We start from the raw sequence: 19,163 nt of genomic DNA on the forward strand, positions 1-19,163 counted from the left end.
ATGCCGATATCGGCTGTAAGAAGGGAATGACTGAAATGACTCCGAATTCGGACGGCAGACCGCCGCGCAACCGGTCCCTGCGACTGCTGCTGGCGCTGCTTGTCCTTGGCCTCGTGATGCTGGCCTCGCGCGCGCTGGCACTGCCCAATGTCGGCATGGCCGAGATGATCATTCCGCTGCTGGGCGGTTTGTTCGTGGCCGTTGCCATCGTCATGATCGTGCGCCGCGACCGTGCCGACCGCGACGCCCTGCCGCCGTCCCGCCGCAACCGGCAGGACCAGGGGATGCCGGACTGACCGGACCGGCGCGATCAGACGAACTTGAAGCTGAGCAGGCCGCCGACCACCACGACCAGCAGGACGGTGGCCACCAGCATCAGCCGCTTCTCGATGATGTGCTGAACCTGCGGCCCGTAGAAATGCAGCAGGATGGCGATCATGTAGAATCGGGAGAAGCGCGCGACGATCGAACAGAGGATGAAGACCGTAAGGTCCAGATGGGCGAATCCGGCGGTGATCGTCAGCAGCTTGTAGGGGATCGGCGTCACCCCCTTCAGGATCAGGAACCAGGGGCCGAATTCGGTGAACATCTCCTGGAAATGATGGAACGACTCCTGCGCATTGTAGAAGTCGATGATCATCCGCCCGACGCTCTCGAACAGATAGAAGCCCAGCGCATAGCCCAGCAGGCCGCCCAGAAGCGACGCGAAGGCGCAGATGTTGGTGTAGAACCAGAGTCGCTTCGGCGTCTCCAGGCACATCGGCACCAGCATCACGTCCGGCGGCAGCGGGAAGAAGGAGCTTTCGGCGAAGGAGATCGCCGACATCCACCAGACGGCATCGTCGCGGGCGGACAGGCGCTGGAGGCGCGTGTAAAGGGAACGCAACATTCGACCGGCCACATAAGAGAAAACCCTTCCTCCGGGGGGTGTCCCCGAAGGAAGGGTCTAACATATCACCGATATCGGCGGTTCCGTCCTGCACGACACGGGGCCCTGAGGCCCGATGCCGCACGGGGCGGATGACCGGCGCGATGTCCGGTCATGTTACTCGGCGGTCTCGGCTTCGGCATCGACGGCATCCTGCGTCGGGCCCGAATCCTGACCCTTGGCGGCGACGTCGCGGTCGACCAGCTCGAACACCGCCATGTCGGCGGCGTCGCCATAGCGGAAGCCGGCCTTCAGGACGCGGCTGTAGCCACCCTGGCGGTCCTTGTAGCGGTCGGCCAGGACGGTGAACAGCTTGGTCACCGTGTCGTTGTCGCGCAGCTGGGCGAAAGCCAGACGACGGTTGGCCAGGCCACCCTTCTTGCCGAGCGTAATCAGCTTCTCGACGATCGGACGCAGGTCCTTCGCCTTCGGCAGGGTGGTGGTGATCTGCTCGTGCTTGATCACCGCGTTCGCCATGTTCGAGAACATGGCCTTGCGGTGGCTGCTGGTCTTGCTGAACTTACGTCCCGAAACGCCGTGACGCATGGCGGTCCTCCTTCATGGCATGGCCCCCCTCGGGGAGCCGATCGTGAACCCCGCCGCCCAGTCGAGAGCTGGTACGGCAACGGGGACGGGCCGTTACGGCCCTGGGAAATGCGCCCTTCCCGCCTGACGACGGAAAGGGCGCGGGAAACAGCGAGATGCTTAGTACGGCTCTTCCAGACGCTTGGCCAGCTCTTCGATGTTCTCCGGCGGCCAGTTCGGGATTTCCATACCCAGGTGCAGCCCCATCTGGGACAGCACTTCCTTGATCTCGTTCAGCGACTTGCGGCCGAAGTTCGGGGTGCGGAGCATTTCCGCTTCCGTCTTCTGCACCAGATCGCCGATGTAGACGATGTTGTCGTTCTTGAGGCAGTTGGCCGAACGGACCGACAGCTCCAGCTCGTCCACCTTGCGGAGCAGGTTCTTGTTGAACGGAACCTCCTCGTGCTTCTCCTCGGAGACGGCGTGCGTCGGCTCCTCGAAGTTGATGAACAGCTGCAGCTGGTCCTGCAGGATGCGGGCGGCCAGAGCCACCGCGTCGTCCGGCTTGACCGAACCGTTGGTCTCCACCGTCATCGACAGGCGGTCATAGTCGGTGACCTGCCCGACGCGGGCATTGTCGACCTTGTAGGACACCTTGCGGACCGGAGAGAACAGGGCGTCGATCGGAATGAGCCCGATGGGCGCGTCTTCCGGACGGTTCTGGCTGGCCGGGACATAGCCCTTGCCGGTCTCGACCGTCAGTTCCATGTTCAGCCGCGCGCCATTGTCCAGCGTGCAGATGACCAGTTCCGGGTCCATGACCTGAATGTCGGGACCGGTCTCGATCATGCCGGCCTTGACCTCGCCCGGGCCTTCGGCGCGCAGGCGCATGCGCTTCGGGCCGTCGCCGCCCATGCGCAGACCCATCGTCTTGATGTTCAGGACGATGTCGGTCACGTCCTCGCGGACGCCGGGGATGGACGAGAACTCGTGCAGCACACCGTCGATGTGGATCGAGGTGACGGCGGCACCCTGCAGCGAGGAGAGCAGGATGCGGCGCAGGGCGTTGCCCAGGGTCAGACCGAAGCCGCGTTCCAGCGGTTCGGCGACCACCGTCGCGAAACGGTCGGCGTCGTCACCGGGCTGGATGTCCAGCTTGCTCGGCTTAATCAGTTCCTGCCAGTTCTTCTGAAGCACGGATCGACCTCAAGATGCCATCGGGTGAACACGAACCCGCGGGGCCCGAACCATTCCCATGCTGAGGGGGCCGCGATGGCTGCGGCCCCCTGTCCCGGAATGGCTGGTCCCCGCGGGTGCGGAAACAATGCTAAATCAGACGCGACGCTTCTTCGGCGGGCGAACGCCGTTGTGCGGGATCGGCGTGACGTCGCGGATCGACGTGATCTGGAAGCCGATCGACTGCAGGGCGCGCAGGGCGGACTCACGCCCCGAACCCGGACCCTTCACTTCGACTTCCAGGGTCTTCATGCCGTGTTCCTGGGCCTTGCGGCCGGCGTCCTCGGCAGCGACCTGGGCGGCGTAGGGCGTCGACTTGCGCGAACCCTTGAAGCCCATGGTGCCCGACGACGACCAAGCAATGGTGTTGCCCTGCGCGTCGGTGATGGTGATCATCGTGTTGTTGAACGAGGCGTTCACGTGAGCGACGCCGGCGGTGATGTTCTTGCGCTCGCGGCGACGCAGGCGCTGAGAAGCAGCGGAGGGCTTTGCCATTTTGCGTTCGTCCTCTTACTTCTTCTTGCCGGCGATCGGCTTGGCCGGACCCTTGCGGGTGCGGGCGTTCGTGTGGGTGCGCTGGCCGCGGACCGGCAGGCCCTTGCGGTGACGCAGGCCGCGGTAGCAGCCCAGGTCCATCAGACGCTTGATGTTCATGGCGACTTCACGACGAAGATCGCCCTCGACGCGGTAGTCGGCGTCGATGGTCTCGCGGATCTTCAGGACTTCGTCGTCCGTCAGCTCATTCACGCGACGCTCGGCCGGGATTTCCAGCTTCGCGCAGATTTCCTTGGCCTTGAAGGGGCCGATGCCATGGATGTAGGTCAACCCGATCTCCACGCGCTTCTGCGCGGGGATGTTGACGCCAGCGATACGCGCCACGCTGCTCTCCTCGATCTCGATATCTCAACGGCAGCCCGTCGGGCCGCCTACACACCGAGCAAATCCCGCCAGCACCACGCCGGAACCGGGAACGCACAATGTTACCCGCCGCCCTTGCGGGGTGGCGAGAGGGTGCGACTATAGAAAAACCGCAGAGCTTGTCAAGGTGAAATGCCGGCCGCTATTCGGCCGGAACCGGTTGCCTGACCGGCGCCGCGCCGGTGGCGCCTTGCGCGAGGTCGGAACCAGAGTGATCGTCCGTCACATCCTCGACCGGCACCGGCCGCAGCGGCATCCGGCCGGCATTCAGCAAGGCACGGTCGCGCATGACCTGCGGCAGGTCAAGGCTGAGCTTCAGTTCGATGTTGCGCCAGATCTGGCGCAGGCGCTGGACATGCAGATCCTCGCCGATCGCCTGCACCACCGAGTCGAGATTTTCCAGCGCGATGCCGCGGTCGGCCAGCAGCACCGTTCCCTTGCCGTCGGTCTTCGGGCAGTTCAGCGCCTGCACCAGCCGCGGCCGCGACTCCGGCCGGCTCATGAAGCGCTCGATGTCGAATATCGTGCGGACATTGATGACCCGCAGAGCCTCGATCTGGTCGAGGTCCAGCGCCAGGATCAGTTGCGCCTGCGCCACCCAATCCATCGTCTCGTAGATGCCGTAAGGCGTCTCGACGAACAGCAGGATCGGGTTTGCCGTGGCCAGATTCTGCACGTCCTCGATCTCGAACTCGGCCAGCCGGAACTTGATGGCCGCGTCGATGCCGAGAATCATGTCGATCGGATATTCGCGGATGAAGCCCTGGGCTCGCGGATCGATCCGCCGGACCTGCAACTGAGGCACCCGGCTCAGCAGAGTCTGCAGGCCGAGTTTGGGGAAGAAGCCGGTCAGGAAAGCCACCAGCAATTCCGGCACGCCGTCACCGACCGCCCCCTCCGGCACGATCTTCGCCATGTCCATATAGGCGTGATGCAGGGTTACCGCGGTGATGCAGGCCAGGATGATGTGGCCGGTCACCCGCAGGAAAGAGATCGGCGACAGATCGTAATTGGAGATGCGGCGGATCAGGTAGTCGATCGACCAGACATAGGCACCGAAGAAGGCGAAGGACAGCACCGCCACGGTTTGGAGCTGGTAATGCACCAGATCCATCGGCGTGACCCCGTCGACTCCGTACAGGGTCATACCGCTGAACAGCGGCTGGAAATGGTCCAGCCGGTCCTTGCTCAGCAGCATGCCGCTGGAGGTCAGGAAGCCGCTGAAGGACACCATGATGAAGACCACGACCGGAAAAAAATAGGCGCGCCATTCAGATGGCTGGGTGTTGTCCGGCCCCTGCGGCAACGCGCGATATTTGTAGGCGGCGAATTCGAAGGAGGGAATCAGTTGGTCGTGTTCCTGCCCTTCGATGCGGAAGACCGACTCGAGGTCCGCGATGATCTTCTGCCGCACATTCTTGATGTTGCTGCGGCCGATGAAGATCGTCAGCGGCAGAATGAAGGACAGGCAGAGCAGGCCGAGCGCGCTCAGCACACGCAATTCGCCGACCACATGAACCACTTCGTCGAACATCACGCCCCCGGTCGCCCCCGTCGATCGCGCCGACACGCCACTTTCAAAGCGTGCAGCCATGGCCTGGCAACCGCTCGGCGGTCGTGCCGCCGAAGGTTATACTCCTATTGATAGTTTTTCGGTGAAAATCTACGCGTGACCATCGGAGGCGCAGGTCCGTCCGCCTACAGGTCGGTTCCGGCAATCCGATGACGGATAGCCTCGGCCTGGACGCGGACGCGGCTGAGATGCGGGTTGATTTTCAGCGCCGCATCGAACGCCCGCAGCGCCGGCTTTTCATCGCCCAGCGCCAGATAAACGAGGCCCAACTCCACCAGCGCCCCGAAGTGACGGGGTTCGAGCGACAGGGCATGGCGCAGGTCCAGCATGGCGGCGCGATAGTCGCCCAGCATGTAGTGGGCGGCGGCACGCTTGTTCCATCCTTCGGCATAGGACGGGTCGCGGGCGACCACCGCGTCGAAGGCGTGCAGCGCCGACTCGTAGTCGTCGCTGTTCAGGCTGAACACCCCGGCGCGCATGTCGCGCACCATCACCGGATCGGGATGCTCCAGCCAGAAGTCCCAGATATGCTCCTCCACCGATTCGGCATAGGCGGCGTCGGTGGTGCTGTGCAAAGCCTGGAAAAGACTGTCGAGACGCATGTTCCCCTGCCCCGCGCCAGCCGGCACCCCGAGGGTCAGCAGCAAAAGCACTGTCAAGGAAAAGAAGCGTCGAATCATCATGCTCCAAATTTGGGCACGGATTCGACGAGCTGCCAACTATTTTTTGGTTGCAAAACGCTAAAGAATTGGTCAGAGGCGCTGCCCTTGGGCGTTAGAGCCGCCGACCTATGCCCCCTATACCGTTGGTGCAGGCGAAGGAGGAGGCGTAAACGGCGAACGGCCGGCGGATCGCTCCGCCGGCCGTCTGCTTTACCGGATGTCTCCTGATTGCCGGTCGGGCGATCAGGCGGCCTTGTTGCGGCCGGCCACGATCTCGTCGGTGACGTTGCGCGGCACCGGCTCGTAGTGGCTGAACTCCATCGAGTAGGACGCACGGCCCGAGGTCATGCCGCGCAGCTGGCCGATGTAGCCGAACATTTCGTTCAGCGGGACATTGGCCTCGACGGCGATGTTCGAACCACGCTCCAGCTGGCCCAGGACGGTGCCGCGACGACGGTTCACGTCGCCGATGACGTCGCCCAGGTAATCCTCCGGCGTGACGATCTCGACCTTCATCACCGGCTCCAGCAGGATCGGACCGGCCTTCGGCAGAGCCTCACGGAAGCAGGCCTTGGCGGCGATTTCGAACGTCAGGGCGTTCGAGTCGACGTCGTGGTACTTGCCGTCCACCAGGCGGGCGCTGAAGTCGACCGTCGGATAGCCGGCGAGGACGCCGTCTTCCTTCTGCATCTCCAGACCCTTGCCGACCGACGGGACATATTCGCGCGGAACCGAACCGCCGACCGTCTCGTCCTTGAAGGTGAAGCCGGCGCCACGCTCCAGCGGCTCGAAGATGATCTTCACTTCGGCGAACTGGCCCGAACCACCGGTCTGCTTCTTGTGGGTATAGGTGTATTCGACCGGCTTGGTGATCGTCTCGCGGTAGGCGACCTGGGGCTTGCCCATGTTGCCTTCCACGCCGAACTCCGTGCGCATGCGGTCCAGCGTCACTTCCAGGTGCAGCTCGCCCATGCCGCGCAGGATGGTCTGGCCGGTTTCACGGTCGGTCTCCAGACGGAGCGACGGATCGGCGCGGACCATCTTGCCGAGCGCGATCGAGAACTTCTCCTGCTCGCCCTTGGTCTTCGGCTCGACCGAGACGCTGATGACGGGGTCGGGGAAGCGCATGCGCTCCAGGATGACCGGGTGGGCGGCGTCGCAGAGCGTGTCACCGGTCTCGGTCTCCTGCAGGGAGACGAGCGCGATGATGTCGCCGGCGCGGGCTTCCTCGATCGGGTTGGCGTCCTTCGCGTACATCTCGACCATGCGGCCGATCTTCTCGCGCTTGCCGCGGGTCGAGTTCAGGATCGACATGCCCTTGGTCAGCACGCCCGAATAGACGCGGACGAAGGTCATCGAGCCGTAGGTGTCGTTCAGCACCTTGAAGGCCAGCGCCGAGAAGGGCGCGTCGTCGGAGCTGAGACGCTCGCCGTTCGGGTTGCCGTCCTCGTCCACCGTCTTGATCGCCTCGACGTCGGTCGGGGCCGGCAGCAGATCGACGACCGCATCCAGAACCTGCTGGACGCCCTTGTTCTTGTAGGACGAGCCGCAGAGCACCGGGGTGAAGGCGCTCTTGATGGTGCCCTTGCGCAGGCAGGCGCGCAGAACGTCCGGCGACGGCTCCTCACCCGACTCCAGGTAGGCTTCCATCGCGGCGTCGTCCTGCTCCAGAGCGGTGTCGACCAGCTCGGAGCGCAGCGACGGGATCAGCGCGATGTTGTCGAGGTCTTCCTTGACGGTCAGGTTCAGCTTCTCGGCGAGATCGTCGGTGACCTCCCAGACTTCCCACTTGGCGTCCTTGTCGTCCGAGAACCAGACATAGGCCTTCATCTCGACGAGGTCGACCATGCCGCGGAAGTTGTCTTCCGAGCCCAGCGGAACCTGGATGCAGACCGGACGGGCATTCAGACGCTGACGGATCATGCTGACGCAGCGCTGGAAGTTGGCGCCGGAGCGGTCCATCTTGTTGACGTAGCAGATACGCGGAACGTTGTAGTTGTCCGCCAGACGCCAGTTGGTCTCCGACTGCGGCTCCACGCCGGCGACGCCGTCGAACACCACGACCGCGCCGTCGAGCACACGCAGCGAGCGGTTCACCTCGATGGTGAAATCGACGTGGCCGGGGGTGTCGATGACGTTGATCTTCTTGTCGCGCCAGAAGGCCGAGACCGCGGCGGACTGAATGGTGATGCCGCGCTTCTGCTCCTGCTCCATGTAGTCGGTCGTGGTCGACGTCTTCAGATCCTTCGTCTCGTGGACGTCGATGATCGTGTGCTTGCGACCGGTGTAGTACAGAATACGCTCGGTGGTCGTCGTCTTGCCCGCGTCGACGTGGGCGATGATGCCGATGTTCCGAATGTCAGACAGTGGCGTTTGGCGCGGCATGTTGCGGTTCCATTGCAGTAACGCGACAACCGAAGCGCGACCGTCAGGGTCGTCCGCTTCGGCGGCAGAGGTTGGTCGGGGTTTTACGGGCGATCTGTTAAGGCGTCATTAACATTCCGTAAACCGACAAGCAATTTGTCGGAATATTGAAGCGCGCGGCCCTCACAGCGTTCGGGCCACGCCGGCACACCCCAACCGAGGCTGCCGGGTCGCCCCGTTTCCGCCGCCTTATTTAGCAGCGGTGACCTGAATTTCAACGAGATACTCAGGAGCGGCCAGCTTGGCTTCCACCGTGGCGCGGGCCGGCGAATTGGCCGGATCGACCCAGGCCTCCCACGCCTTGTTCATCGCGCCGAAGCTGGCGATGTCCACCAGATAGATCGTGGCCGACAGCAGCTTGCTCTTGTCGCTGCCCGCTTCCGCCAGCAAGGCGTCGATCTGGGCCAGGATCTGGGCGGTCTGACGCTCGACGTCGGGCGTCGGCTCGTCGGCGACCTGACCGGCGAGATAGACCGTGTCCTTGTGGACAACCATCTGGCTCATGCGCGGTCCGGTGTGGAAGCGCTGGATCGACATTGCGGAAAGACTCCGGGTTCCGGGGGGCTCGAAAAAGACGGGGGTACGTCTATGCCATTCGGGGCCGCGCGCGAAGCGAAAAATGCGTCTCATGCGCTCAGGGCTGACCCGCAGCGGTATCCTTCGCCAAAAGTGCGGCGAAACGCGCGGACGGAACCGCAAAATTGCGCACGGCCGGGCCGGGGCCGGCGGCGACACCGACTCCGGCAACCGACCAGCCCTCGCCATTCCACCTCCGCACCAGCAGCGGCCCGCCGCTGGTCCCGCGCGTGGCGTCGCAATCGTGCACCAGCAGACCGGCGCTTTCACCCAACAGATGACAGTCGCGGTCGGCCATCAGGATTTGCGCCCGGTCCTGGCTGTAGCCGCCGAGCATCACCGGCGTTCCCGACGGCAGGTGTCCGGCGCCGAGGGGCAGCGGAGGCACCGACGCCGGGGCGGGCTCCGACAGGGTCAGCACCGCCCAGTCGGCGGCGACCATCGGAGTCGCGGACGCGGGATCGTAGACCGGGTCGGTCGCAACCCGCGCGACCGTGACGTGGCGGGTGAACTCCCCCCGGTCATAGCCGAACAGGACATGCAGGGAGGACGCCTGCAGGAAGCGCCGTGTGCGCGGATTGAACAGGCAGTGGCCGGCGGTCACCACCGTGCGCAGGCCGACCAGCGCCCCGGTGCAGCGGCCCGCCAGATTGGTCTGAACCCGGACGATGCTGCGCCAGGGATCCGCGGTCGCATCCACCGGCGCCCGCCGGTCGCCGGGCCCGACGCCTGGGAGCAGCGGCCGTTCGGCATGGACTTCACGCGCACCGGCAAGGGCCGCCAGCGCGACAATGGCTGCGACCATAAAGCCAAGGCCAAGGCCGCTCAGGGTCCATGCATGTTCTTGCTCCGTTTCCTTCAATCCCGTATCCTCCGCAGCATGGCGACGCTGATCATCACCGAAAAATCCAGCCAGGCGAAGGACCTGCGCGCGGCCCTGGGCGACCGCCACGGCCGCATCCTGCCGGCCGAAGGCCATCTGTTGCGGCTTGCCGAGCCGGACGAGGTCGATCCCGCCTGGAAGCGCTGGTCGCCGACCCTGCTGAAGCCGGACGGGCTCTATCCCACCCGCCCCGACCAGGGCGGCAACAAGGCTGCGAAACTGCAGGCGATCACCGCCGCCCTTCGCGCCTGCGACGAGGTGATCCTCGCCACCGACTGCGACCGCGAGGGCCAGCTGATCGGCCAGGAGATCCTGGAGCATGTCGGCTATCGCGGCAAGGTGCGGCGCGCGCTTTTCACGGCGCAGGACCCGAAGACCCTGCGCGACGCCTTCGCCCAGTTGAAGCCCAACGACAGCATGCGCCCGCTCTATGAGGCGGCGGTGGCGCGCCAGCAGGCCGACCAGATCTACAACCTTTCACTGACCCGCACCGCGACCAAGACCCTGCTGGCCCCCGGCACCCGCGGCGTCATCGGCATCGGCCGGGTGAAGACCCCGACTCTCGCCATCGTCTGCCTGCGCGAGCTGGAAATCCGCAACTTCAAGCCCGAGGATTATTTCGAGGTCGTGGCGACCGCCACCGTGGCGGAGGGCAGCTTCCTGATGCGCCACGCCCCGGCGCCGAAGGACCGCATCAAGGACCGCGCGAACGCCGAGGCCATCGCCCGCGCCGCCGACAGCCACCGCGGCCCGCTGACCGTCACGGTCGAGGAGAAACGGCAGGCGCCGCCGAAGCTGTATGACCTGCCCTCGCTGCAGAAGACCTGCGGCCAGCGCTGGGGCTGGACCGCCGACCGCACGCTGGCGGTGGCGCAGGAGCTGTATGACGGCGAAGGCAAGAAGCTCATCACCTATCCGCGCGCCGAGGCGCGCTACCTCTCGGAGAACCAGATCGCCGATGCGCCGGCCATCGTCGGCGCGCTGACCCGGCTGCGCGGCTTCGCCCATCTGGATATTTCCCGGCCGGTGATCCGCAAGGGCAAGTCCGGCCATTTTTGCGACAAGGCGCTGGAAGGCGTGTCGCACCATGCGGTGATTCCCAACGTCAATGTGCTGGACGATCTGGAGTCGCGGCTGGTCCGGCTGACCGACGACGAGAAGCGGCTGTTCGCGCTGATCTGCCGCTCATATCTCGCCGCGGTGATGCCGGATTACCAATATCGCCAGACCAGCGTGACCATGCCGGTTCCGGTGCCGACGCCCGAGGGGGCCAAGCCGGTCGCCTTCCGCGCCGTCGGCCGCATTCCGCTGAAGCTGGGCTGGAAAGCCGCCTTCGGCTCCGCCGAATCCGATGGCAAGCCGGAGGAGGAGGCCGAGCAGACCCTGCCGCCGCTGACCGACGGCGAGCAAGCGACCCTGAGCGATCCCAAGGTGGAGGCCAAGCGCACCCAGGCACCGCCGCGCTACAACGAAGGCACGCTGGTCGACGCCATGCAGAACGCCTGGCGGTTCGTCGAGGATCCGGCGCTGCGCGACCGGCTGAAGGAGGCCAAGGGAATCGGCACCCCCGCCACCCGCGCCGAGGTGATCAAGGGGCTGCGCAAGCAGAACCTGCTGGGGGCCGACGGCAAATGGCTGGTGCCGACCCCGGCCGGCCTGCATCTGTTCGAAACCCTGCGCGCCGCCGCCCCGACCCTGGTCGATCCCGGCACCACCGCGCTGTGGGAGATGAAGCTGGACGAGGTGGTGACCGGCCGCGCCGATTTCCGCCACGTCATCGACGCCATCGCCAGCGAGGCCGACCGACTGATCGGCGCATTGGTCGGACAGCGTGGAGCCGCGCTGGATCTCGGCCTGCCCGCGGCCAAGGTCCGATTCACCCGCCGCGGCGCGACCGGACGAAGCACGGCGGCGCGGGGCGGCGGCGCTGTATCGGGCGATGTGGCGAAGCCTGCAAGACGGCGACTCCGCAAGGTGGCGGCACCCGCCGACGGGGACGCGACGACACCGAAATCACGACGCACCCGCAAGACCAGGGGAGCCGGCAGCGCGCCGCCCGCTGCCGCAGTGCCCGAAAGCACGCCGGCGGAGGCCTCGCCCATTCCGGAGCCGCGACGCCGCCGCGAACCGACCGAGCGCATGGTCGCCTTTGCCCGCAGCCTGGCGGAACGCAAGGGAATCGCCCTGCCCGACCCATGCCTGCGTGATTTTGACCAGTGCCGCAGCTTTCTGGATCAGCACGCCCGCTGAGCGCCGATCGACAGCCGCGCTCACGATTGCCGATATTGTTACAGGGCGCGCCACTTTGGCGAAAAGGATCGCTGGACTCCACCCGCTCTGCCGGTAATTCTCATGGAATACGCAATTATTGCTGAGCGCTTTCCATGAGATTTTCCGGTCGGACCTCGCGCACCGTCACCGCCGCAGCGCTGACCCTGGCCGCGGCAACTCCTGCGCTGGCCCAGAGCCTGCCGAACTACGGCGGCGCCAGCGTAACCCAATGCATTCCCTTCGCAAATTTCCAGCCCGTGTCCTTCACCGACCCGCCGAAGCTGAATTTCAGCATCGCCGGCGACAGCACGATCCACACGGTGACCATGGACACCGGATCGGTCGGCGTGGCCATGTCCGCTGCGAATATTCCCAATTACGAGACGCTGAAATCCGCTCCGGGCGCCAAGCCGGGAACGCAGTTCCTGTCGAGCAGCAAGGTGCTGTGGGTCGGCACCTGGGTGCCGATGACGGTCACCCTGTATGACCGCGCCAACCAGCCGGTGGCGACATCGGAGGTCTTCATCCTGGGCGTGGAAAAATCCGGACGCTGTGACAGCTACCAGACCGACCAGCAGATCTGCCCCGGACTGCCGGCCCCGGAAAAGCCGGTGCTGTATATGGGCGTCGGCTTCGGTCAGGAGGCGGATTTCCAGCCTCAGGGCACGCCGGACAAGAATGTCCTGCTGAACCTGCGCAGCGTGAACGGCCAGCCCATCGCCGACGGCACGCTGAACACGGGCTACATCATCGGCCGCCAGGGCATCCAGGTCGGCCTGACCGCCGCCAACACCGCCGGCTTCCGCTTCGCCAAGTTGGAACCCTACGCGCAATATCCCGGCGACTGGATGATGCCGCGCGGATGCATCACGGTGAATCCGGATCAGAACCGCGACGCCAGCGGTCCGATCTGCACGCCGGCGAACATCCTGGTCGATACCGGCATTCCGCAGAGCTACATGACGCTGCCGACCGCGATCCAGTTCGCCAAGGTGGAGCAGACGGACCTGAGCGAGCCGACGAAGAAGGTGGGTGTGCTGGCGCCCAACACCTCGGTAGCCGTCCGGATTCCGAACGCCGCCGACCCGATCGCCACCGACGCCTTCATCGTCGGCGCCGGCGCACCGAACGAACCGGCGCAGGTGATCCCCTCCAGCACCGACACACGCGCGCCCTTCATCAACACCGGCCGCCATTTCCTGCGGCAGTACCAGTTCCTGTACGACGCGAAGCAGGGCTATGTCGGCATGAAGGACCAGCCGAACCCCTGCGGCGAGCAGTGACCGGCGAGGGGGGCGCCATCGGGTGCTCCCCAGTGCGCGTTCATGGGCATGCGGGCATGAAAAAAGCCCCGGAACGGGGCTCGGCAGAGGCGGGAATGGTGGGCGATGAGGGGATCGAACCCCCGACATTCTCGGTGTAAACGAGACGCTCTACCGCTGAGCTAATCGCCCGAACCTGAAAAAATCATGCACTGAAATGCAAGCCGGCCGGGTGGTTGCCCGGCCGGCCGCACTATGCCCTGAACGGGCCGAAAACTTCAAGCTCGCTAAACCTCACGCTCAGTTCAGAGCGTCCTTGAGGGTCTTGCCGGCCTTGAACTTCGGCTGCTTGGACGCCGGGATGTCGATCTTCTCGCCGGTGCGCGGGTTGCGGCCCTCGGTCGCGGGGCGCTCAGCCACCGCGAAGGTGCCGAAGCCGACCAGACGGACCTCATCGCCGTTCTTCAAGGACTCGGCGATGCTGTCGAACACGGCGTCGACGGCCTTCGTGGCGTCGGTCTTCGACAGACCGGACGCTTCGGCAACATGCGCCACGAGATCGTTCTTGTTCACGCAATCCCCCTTCGAAATTCAGCAAATACTGAAAGACAAAAGCCGCCCCAGGACTTTTCGTCCACGACTTTTTGGAAGCAAAGGATAAGCACAGCGTTTGCCGCCCGTCAATTCCCGACGGGCGGCTAAGCTCCTGTTGTCCCAAAAGTCGACTGTCCGGCGACGGCTACGATCAGATCATGGCCGTTCCAGCCCCGGATCAGTGACGCAGGACCTCGCCGTCGGCACCCTTCTCCTGGGCCTTCGCCGCGGCCGGATCGACCTCGGGCTCGGTCCACTCGATCGGCTCCAGCGGACGGACCAGGGCGTTGCGCAGCACCTCGTCAACCGTGCCGACGGGCATGATCTCCAGCCCGCGCTTCACGTTGTCGGGGATGTCCGCCAAGTCCTTCTCGTTGTCCTTCGGGATCAGCACATGCTTGATGCCGCCGCGCAGAGCGGCCAGCAGCTTCTCCTTCAGGCCGCCGATGGGCAGGACCCGGCCGCGCAGCGTGATCTCGCCGGTCATCGCCACGTCCTTGCGGACCGGAATGCCGGTCAGCACCGAGACGATGGAGGTCGCCATGGCGACACCCGCCGACGGACCGTCCTTCGGCGTGGCGCCTTCGGGAACGTGGACGTGGATGTCCTTCTTCTCGAACAGCGTCGGCTTGATGCCGAAGGCGACGGCGCGCGACTTGACGTAGCTCTCGGCCGCCTGGACCGATTCCTTCATCACGTCGCCCAGCTTGCCGGTGGTGGTGACGCGGCCCTTGCCGGGCAGGCCGACGGCCTCGATCGACAGCAACTCGCCGCCGACCTCGGTCCAGGCCAAACCGGTGGTGACGCCCACCAGATCCTCCAGCTCCGCCTCGCCGTAATGGAAGCGGCGGACACCGGCATACTTGTCGAGGTTGCGGCGGGTGACCGACACCTTGGCGTTGCCGCCCTTCAGCAGGATCTCCTTCACCGCCTTGCGGCAGAGGTTGGCGATCTCGCGCTCCAGCGAACGGACGCCGGCTTCCCGCGTGTAATAGCGGATCAGGTCGCGCATCGCGTCGTCGGAGATGGTGAACTCGCCCTTCTTCAGGCCGTTCGCCTCGATCTGCTTTTCGATCAGGTGACGCTTGGAGATCTCGACCTTCTCGTCCTCGGTGTAACCGGCGACGCGGATGATCTCCATGCGGTCCAGCAGCGGCTGCGGCATGCGCATCGTGTTGGCCGTGCAGACGAACATCACGTCGGACAGGTCGTAATCGACCTCCAGGTAATGGTCGTTGAAGGTGCCGTTCTGTTCCGGATCCAGAACCTCCAGCAGGGCGGACGACGGATCGCCGCGCCAGTCGGCGCCGAGCTTGTCGATTTCGTCCAGCAGGAAGAGCGGGTTGGAGGACTTGGCCTTCTTCATGCCCTGGATGACCTTGCCGGGCATCGAGCCGATGTAGGTGCGGCGGTGACCGCGCACCTCGGCCTCGTCACGGACGCCGCCCAGCGACATACGGACAAAGTTGCGCCCGGTGGACTTGGCGATCGACTTGCCGAGCGAGGTCTTACCGACGCCGGGCGGGCCAACGAGGCAGAGGATCGGGCCCTTGACCTTGTTCATGCGGTTCTGGACGGCGAGATACTCGAGGATGCGCTCCTTGACCTTCTCCAGACCATAATGGTCGGCGTCCAGCACCTTCTGGGCCAGCTTCAGGTCGCGCTTCACCTTGGTGCGCTTCTTCCACGGAATGGACAGCATCCAATCCAGATAGTTGCGGACCACGGTGGCTTCCGCCGACATCGGGCTCATCGACCGCAACTTCTTCAGCTCGGCGAGCGCCTTCTCGCGGGCTTCCTTGGAGAAGCGGGTCTTGTTGATCTTCTCTTCCAGCTCCGCCGACTCGTCGCGGCCGTCCTCGGTCTCGCCGAGTTCCTTCTGGATCGCCTTCAGCTGCTCATTCAGATAGTACTCGCGCTGAGTCTTCTCCATCTGCCGCTTGACGCGGTTGCGGATGCGCTTTTCCACCTGCAGCACGCCGATCTCGCCTTCCATGAAGGCATAGACCCGCTCCAGACGCTCCGACACGGTGGCGCATTCCAGCAGCTGCTGCTTTTCCGGAATCTTCAGCGCCAGATGCGAGGCGACGGTGTCGGCCAGCTTGCCGGCTTCCTCGATCTGGTTGATCGAGACCAGCACTTCCGGCGGGATCTTCTTGTTCAGCTTGATGTACTGCTCGAACTGGGAGACGACGGCGCGGCTCAGCGCCTCCAGCTCCTGGTTCTCGCCGGTCTTTTCCTCGACCAGTTCGGCCTGGGCCTGGAAGAACTCCTCATTGTCGGCGAACTTGGTGATGGCGGCGCGCTGGCCACCTTCCACCAGCACCTTGACGGTCCCGTCCGGCAGCTTGAGCAACTGCAACACGGTGCCGACGGTGCCGACGCTGTAGATGTCGGCCGGAGTCGGATCGTCCTGCGCGGCGTTCTTCTGGGTGACGAGCAGAATCTGCTTATCATCCTTCATCACGTCTTCCAGCGCGCGCACGGACTTCTCGCGCCCGACGAACAGCGGCACGATCATGTGGGGGAAGACCACGATGTCGCGCAGCGGCAGGACCGGGTAGAGGGCACCACGGGAGAGTTCGATCATGGGCAGGGCCTCAATGAATGGATCGCCGCCAGCCCGGAATGGGCCTGACACGGACCCCGCCTCGGGTTGAGCGCGGGGATCGCCTACGGCACCGGACTAACGTGGCACACGGCCATGCGCCCTTCAAGTGGCAGCGACCGTCTTCCCACCGTTTCCGCAGGGTGAAACGGCCGTTTGGCCGGCCAAGGTCGCCTTTGCTCGCCTTTCGGACGGCTTGAAAGGCGGTTCGAGCCGATTTTCCACCCCTTCGACCGCCCAAACGGAGGCCCCGCCCCTCAATTGAGGCCGCAGGGCATGGCCGAACCGCTACGCTCACGCCGGACAAGCACGATTCGGAATGGACGGTTCCCGCCCCATGCAATGGCCGCATCTGAAACAGGCCGGAAAAGAAAAAGGGGCGCCGAAGCGCCCCTCTCATCGTCCCGCCACAGAGAGTCCGACGACCCGTCGTCCGATCAGGCCCCCGGGGCTTCGCTGCGTCGTTCGGCATGGACGTAGAGCGGCTTGGCGCGCCCTTCGACCACTTCCTTGTTGACCAGAATGCTCTCGATGCCGGTCAGTCCCGGCAGGTCGAACATCGGGTCGAGCAGGATGGCTTCCATGATCGAGCGTAGGCCGCGGGCGCCGGTCTTGCGGGCGATCGCCTTGTGGGCGATGGCGCGCATGGCGTCCTCGGAGAACTCCAGATGGACATCCTCCATCTCGAACAGGCGCTGGTACTGCTTGACCAGGGCGTTCTTCGGCTTGCTCAGGATCTCGACCAGCGCCGCCTCGTCCAGATCGGACAGGGTGGCGAGCACCGGCAGACGGCCGATGAACTCGGGGATCAGGCCGAACTTCAGCAGATCCTCGGGCTCGACCTCGTGCAGGATCTCGCCGGTGGCGCGCTCGTCGGCGGAACGGACATCGGCGCCGAAGCCGATGCTGGTACCCTTGCCGCGCTGGGCGATGATCTTGTCCAGGCCGGCGAAGGCGCCGCCGCAGATGAACAGGATGTTGCTGGTGTCGACCTGCAGGAACTCCTGCTGGGGATGCTTGCGCCCGCCCTGCGGCGGCACGGAGGCGACGGTGCCCTCCATGATCTTCAGCAGGGCCTGCTGCACGCCCTCGCCCGACACGTCGCGGGTGATCGACGGGTTGTCGGACTTGCGGCTGATCTTGTCGACCTCGTCGATGTAGACGATGCCGCGCTGCGCCCGCTCGACGTTGTAATCGGCGGCCTGCAGCAGCTTGAGGATGATGTTCTCGACATCCTCGCCGACGTAACCGGCTTCGGTCAGCGTCGTGGCGTCGGCCATGGTGAAGGGAACATCGATGATGCGGGCCAGGGTCTGGGCCAGCAGCGTCTTGCCGCAGCCGGTCGGGCCGATCAGCAGGATGTTCGACTTCGCCAGTTCGACGTCGTTGTGCTTCGTCCCGTGGGCGAGGCGCTTGTAATGGTTGTGGACCGCCACGGACAGCACGCGCTTGGCGTAGGACTGTCCGATGACGTAATCGTCGAGCACCGCATGAATGTCGCGCGGAGTCGGAACCCCGTCGCGGGACTTCACGAGGGTCGTCTTGTTCTCCTCGCGAATGATGTCCATGCACAGTTCGACGCATTCATCACAGATGAACACCGTCGGACCGGCAATCAGCTTGCGGACCTCGTGCTGGCTCTTGCCGCAGAAGGAGCAGTAGAGCGTATTCTTCGAATCGCCGCTGCTGGACTTGCTCATCGGTACTCCGTCATCTCGCGGGAGGCGTGGCCCCCTAGGACCATGCCCGTTCGCGGCGCCCCCCGACGCCGGTCCTACTCAGGTTATCGCGGACGGCGTCCGCGACAAGGTCATGCGCCGTTTTGCCGACGCATCACAATCCGCATACCGGACATGCCACAGGGGGGTTCCCCTATGACCGGTCCCTATGACCGGATCGTGTCACTGCCATTCAACAACAGCGTCACGACCCGATCAACCCTTTGTTGGGAGGGCTTGGAAACCGCGGCTTACGAATGGTGATCGACGCCGGGGCGCTTCTCCACCACCTCGTCGATCAGACCGAAGGCCTTCGCCTCTTCCGGCGACATGAACTTGTCGCGCTCCATGGCGGTCTCGATGGTGTCGAGGTCCTGCCCGGTGTGCTTGACATAGATGTCGTTCAGGCGCGAGCGCAGCTTCAGGATTTCCTGGGCCTGGATTTCGATGTCCGAGGCCTGGCCCTGGGCACCGCCCGACGGCTGGTGGATCATGATGCGGCTGTTGGGCAGCGAGAAGCGCTTGCCCGGCGCGCCGGCGGCCAGCAGCAGCGAGCCCATCGAGGCCGCCTGCCCCATGCACACCGTCGACACCTGCGGACGGATGTACTGCATGGTGTCGTAGATGGCGAGGCCGGCCGAGACGTAGCCGCCCGGCGAATTGATGTAGAGCGCGATGTCCTTGTTCGGGTTCTCCGACTCAAGGAACAGCAGCTGCGAGCAGATCAGGCTGGCGACGGCGTCGTTCACTCCGCCGATCAGGAAGATGATCCGCTCCTTCAGCAGGCGCGAATAGATGTCGTACGCGCGCTCGCCCCGGTTGGTCTGTTCGATGACCATCGGGACCAGAGCATTCATCTTCGGCTCGAAGTCGTACATGTGTTCTTCCCTGCCCCCGCAGTTGGCTGAACCGGTGATCGTTGCCGGCACGGAACCACATATAGGAACCTTTGGGGGCGGATGGTAGTCCGCCCCCACTCCTTTCG

The 19,163-nt window shown here is 64.8% G+C and carries 17 protein-coding genes and 1 tRNA gene; 3 read left to right on the forward strand and 15 right to left on the reverse strand.

Annotated features, from left to right (window positions below; all coding sequences use genetic code 11):
• Window positions 1–35 precede the first annotated feature (35 nt).
• Window positions 36–296, forward strand: coding sequence for a hypothetical protein (locus tag PWS46_RS08430; RefSeq protein ID WP_434613682.1), 261 nt, complete (start codon window positions 36–38; stop codon window positions 294–296).
• Between the two features lie 14 nt (window positions 297–310).
• On the opposite strand, the gene PWS46_RS08435 is transcribed toward PWS46_RS08430, so the two are convergent.
• The 10 genes from PWS46_RS08435 to PWS46_RS08480 form a co-directional block, all read right to left on the reverse strand.
• A complete protein-coding gene (locus PWS46_RS08435) occupies window positions 311–889 on the reverse strand; it encodes a YqaA family protein (protein WP_434613685.1) in 579 nt (192 codons plus the stop codon).
• Window positions 890–1,045: 156 nt separating this feature from the next.
• A complete protein-coding gene (rplQ, locus tag PWS46_RS08440) occupies window positions 1,046–1,474 on the reverse strand; it encodes a 50S ribosomal protein L17 (protein ID WP_085089781.1) in 429 nt (142 codons plus the stop codon).
• A gap of 159 nt (window positions 1,475–1,633) precedes the next feature.
• The gene (locus PWS46_RS08445; RefSeq protein WP_085089782.1) at window positions 1,634–2,650 is read right to left on the reverse strand and encodes a DNA-directed RNA polymerase subunit alpha; all 1,017 of its coding nucleotides are present in this window, start codon (window positions 2,648–2,650) and stop codon (window positions 1,634–1,636) included.
• 135 nt (window positions 2,651–2,785) lie between these two features.
• The gene (gene rpsK, locus PWS46_RS08450; protein ID WP_012974490.1) at window positions 2,786–3,184 is read right to left on the reverse strand and encodes a 30S ribosomal protein S11; all 399 of its coding nucleotides are present in this window, start codon (window positions 3,182–3,184) and stop codon (window positions 2,786–2,788) included.
• Between the two features lie 15 nt (window positions 3,185–3,199).
• Complete coding sequence (rpsM, locus tag PWS46_RS08455; protein WP_012974491.1) at window positions 3,200–3,568, reverse strand: 30S ribosomal protein S13; 369 nt, start codon at window positions 3,566–3,568, stop codon at window positions 3,200–3,202.
• A gap of 181 nt (window positions 3,569–3,749) precedes the next feature.
• Window positions 3,750–5,141 (reverse strand): hypothetical protein, encoded by a 1,392-nt coding sequence (locus PWS46_RS08460; RefSeq protein WP_434613692.1) that lies wholly within the window; start codon window positions 5,139–5,141, stop codon window positions 3,750–3,752.
• 164 nt (window positions 5,142–5,305) lie between these two features.
• Window positions 5,306–5,782, reverse strand: coding sequence for a tetratricopeptide repeat protein (locus tag PWS46_RS08465; protein ID WP_434613695.1), 477 nt, complete (start codon window positions 5,780–5,782; stop codon window positions 5,306–5,308).
• Between the two features lie 303 nt (window positions 5,783–6,085).
• Window positions 6,086–8,227 (reverse strand): elongation factor G, encoded by a 2,142-nt coding sequence (gene fusA, locus PWS46_RS08470; protein ID WP_434613698.1) that lies wholly within the window; start codon window positions 8,225–8,227, stop codon window positions 6,086–6,088.
• A gap of 228 nt (window positions 8,228–8,455) precedes the next feature.
• Window positions 8,456–8,803 (reverse strand): RidA family protein, encoded by a 348-nt coding sequence (locus PWS46_RS08475; RefSeq protein WP_434613701.1) that lies wholly within the window; start codon window positions 8,801–8,803, stop codon window positions 8,456–8,458.
• A 97-nt stretch (window positions 8,804–8,900) separates the two neighbouring features.
• Window positions 8,901–9,647, reverse strand: a complete 747-nt coding sequence (locus PWS46_RS08480; protein WP_434613704.1) for a trypsin-like serine peptidase — start codon at window positions 9,645–9,647, stop codon at window positions 8,901–8,903.
• Window positions 9,648–9,680: 33 nt separating this feature from the next.
• On the opposite strand from PWS46_RS08480, the gene PWS46_RS08485 reads away from it, so the two are divergent.
• Window positions 9,681–11,975: a DNA topoisomerase gene (locus PWS46_RS08485; protein WP_434613707.1), complete on the forward strand. Its 2,295-nt coding sequence runs from the start codon at window positions 9,681–9,683 to the stop codon at window positions 11,973–11,975.
• 134 nt (window positions 11,976–12,109) lie between these two features.
• The gene (locus PWS46_RS08490) at window positions 12,110–13,279 is read left to right on the forward strand and encodes a hypothetical protein (RefSeq protein ID WP_434613710.1); all 1,170 of its coding nucleotides are present in this window, start codon (window positions 12,110–12,112) and stop codon (window positions 13,277–13,279) included.
• Between the two features lie 96 nt (window positions 13,280–13,375).
• Here the strand turns inward: PWS46_RS08490 and PWS46_RS08495 are convergent.
• The 5 genes from PWS46_RS08495 to clpP all read right to left on the reverse strand — a co-directional run bounded on the left by PWS46_RS08495 (window position 13,376) and on the right by clpP (window position 19,056).
• Window positions 13,376–13,450, reverse strand: a tRNA-Val gene (locus PWS46_RS08495).
• 108 nt (window positions 13,451–13,558) lie between these two features.
• Window positions 13,559–13,831 (reverse strand): HU family DNA-binding protein, encoded by a 273-nt coding sequence (locus tag PWS46_RS08500; protein WP_012974523.1) that lies wholly within the window; start codon window positions 13,829–13,831, stop codon window positions 13,559–13,561.
• A gap of 199 nt (window positions 13,832–14,030) precedes the next feature.
• The gene (gene lon / locus PWS46_RS08505) at window positions 14,031–16,442 is read right to left on the reverse strand and encodes an endopeptidase La (RefSeq protein WP_085089787.1); all 2,412 of its coding nucleotides are present in this window, start codon (window positions 16,440–16,442) and stop codon (window positions 14,031–14,033) included.
• Window positions 16,443–16,897: 455 nt separating this feature from the next.
• Entirely contained in the window at window positions 16,898–18,160 is a 1,263-nt protein-coding gene (gene clpX, locus PWS46_RS08510) for an ATP-dependent Clp protease ATP-binding subunit ClpX (protein ID WP_012974526.1), read from the reverse strand.
• 269 nt (window positions 18,161–18,429) lie between these two features.
• Entirely contained in the window at window positions 18,430–19,056 is a 627-nt protein-coding gene (gene clpP / locus PWS46_RS08515; RefSeq protein WP_042688570.1) for an ATP-dependent Clp endopeptidase proteolytic subunit ClpP, read from the reverse strand.
• Between the last annotated feature and the right edge of the window lie 107 nt (window positions 19,057–19,163).

The organism is Azospirillum sp. B2RO_4, assembly GCF_051124815.1.
Taxonomy (GTDB): domain Bacteria; phylum Pseudomonadota; class Alphaproteobacteria; order Azospirillales; family Azospirillaceae; genus Azospirillum.

Bases quoted from the DNA above. Each gene is read 5' to 3' on its own strand.
- PWS46_RS08460 (WP_434613692.1), bottom strand. From the start codon at position 5,141: ATGTTCGACGAAGTGGTTCATGTGGTCGGCGAATTGCGTGTGCTGAGC.
- PWS46_RS08475 (WP_434613701.1), bottom strand. From the start codon at position 8,803: ATGTCGATCCAGCGCTTCCACACCGGACCGCGCATGAGCCAGATGGTT.
- PWS46_RS08490 (WP_434613710.1), top strand. From the start codon at position 12,110: ATGAGATTTTCCGGTCGGACCTCGCGCACCGTCACCGCCGCAGCGCTG.
- clpP (WP_042688570.1), bottom strand. From the start codon at position 19,056: ATGTACGACTTCGAGCCGAAGATGAATGCTCTGGTCCCGATGGTCATC.
- PWS46_RS08435 (WP_434613685.1), bottom strand. From the start codon at position 889: ATGTTGCGTTCCCTTTACACGCGCCTCCAGCGCCTGTCCGCCCGCGAC.
- PWS46_RS08430 (WP_434613682.1), top strand. From the start codon at position 36: ATGACTCCGAATTCGGACGGCAGACCGCCGCGCAACCGGTCCCTGCGA.
- PWS46_RS08465 (WP_434613695.1), bottom strand. From the start codon at position 5,782: ATGCGTCTCGACAGTCTTTTCCAGGCTTTGCACAGCACCACCGACGCC.
- lon (WP_085089787.1), bottom strand. From the start codon at position 16,442: ATGATCGAACTCTCCCGTGGTGCCCTCTACCCGGTCCTGCCGCTGCGC.
- PWS46_RS08480 (WP_434613704.1), bottom strand. From the start codon at position 9,647: ATGGTCGCAGCCATTGTCGCGCTGGCGGCCCTTGCCGGTGCGCGTGAA.
- PWS46_RS08485 (WP_434613707.1), top strand. From the start codon at position 9,681: ATGTTCTTGCTCCGTTTCCTTCAATCCCGTATCCTCCGCAGCATGGCG.
- clpX (WP_012974526.1), bottom strand. From the start codon at position 18,160: ATGAGCAAGTCCAGCAGCGGCGATTCGAAGAATACGCTCTACTGCTCC.
- rpsK (WP_012974490.1), bottom strand. From the start codon at position 3,184: ATGGCAAAGCCCTCCGCTGCTTCTCAGCGCCTGCGTCGCCGCGAGCGC.
- rplQ (WP_085089781.1), bottom strand. From the start codon at position 1,474: ATGCGTCACGGCGTTTCGGGACGTAAGTTCAGCAAGACCAGCAGCCAC.
- fusA (WP_434613698.1), bottom strand. From the start codon at position 8,227: ATGCCGCGCCAAACGCCACTGTCTGACATTCGGAACATCGGCATCATC.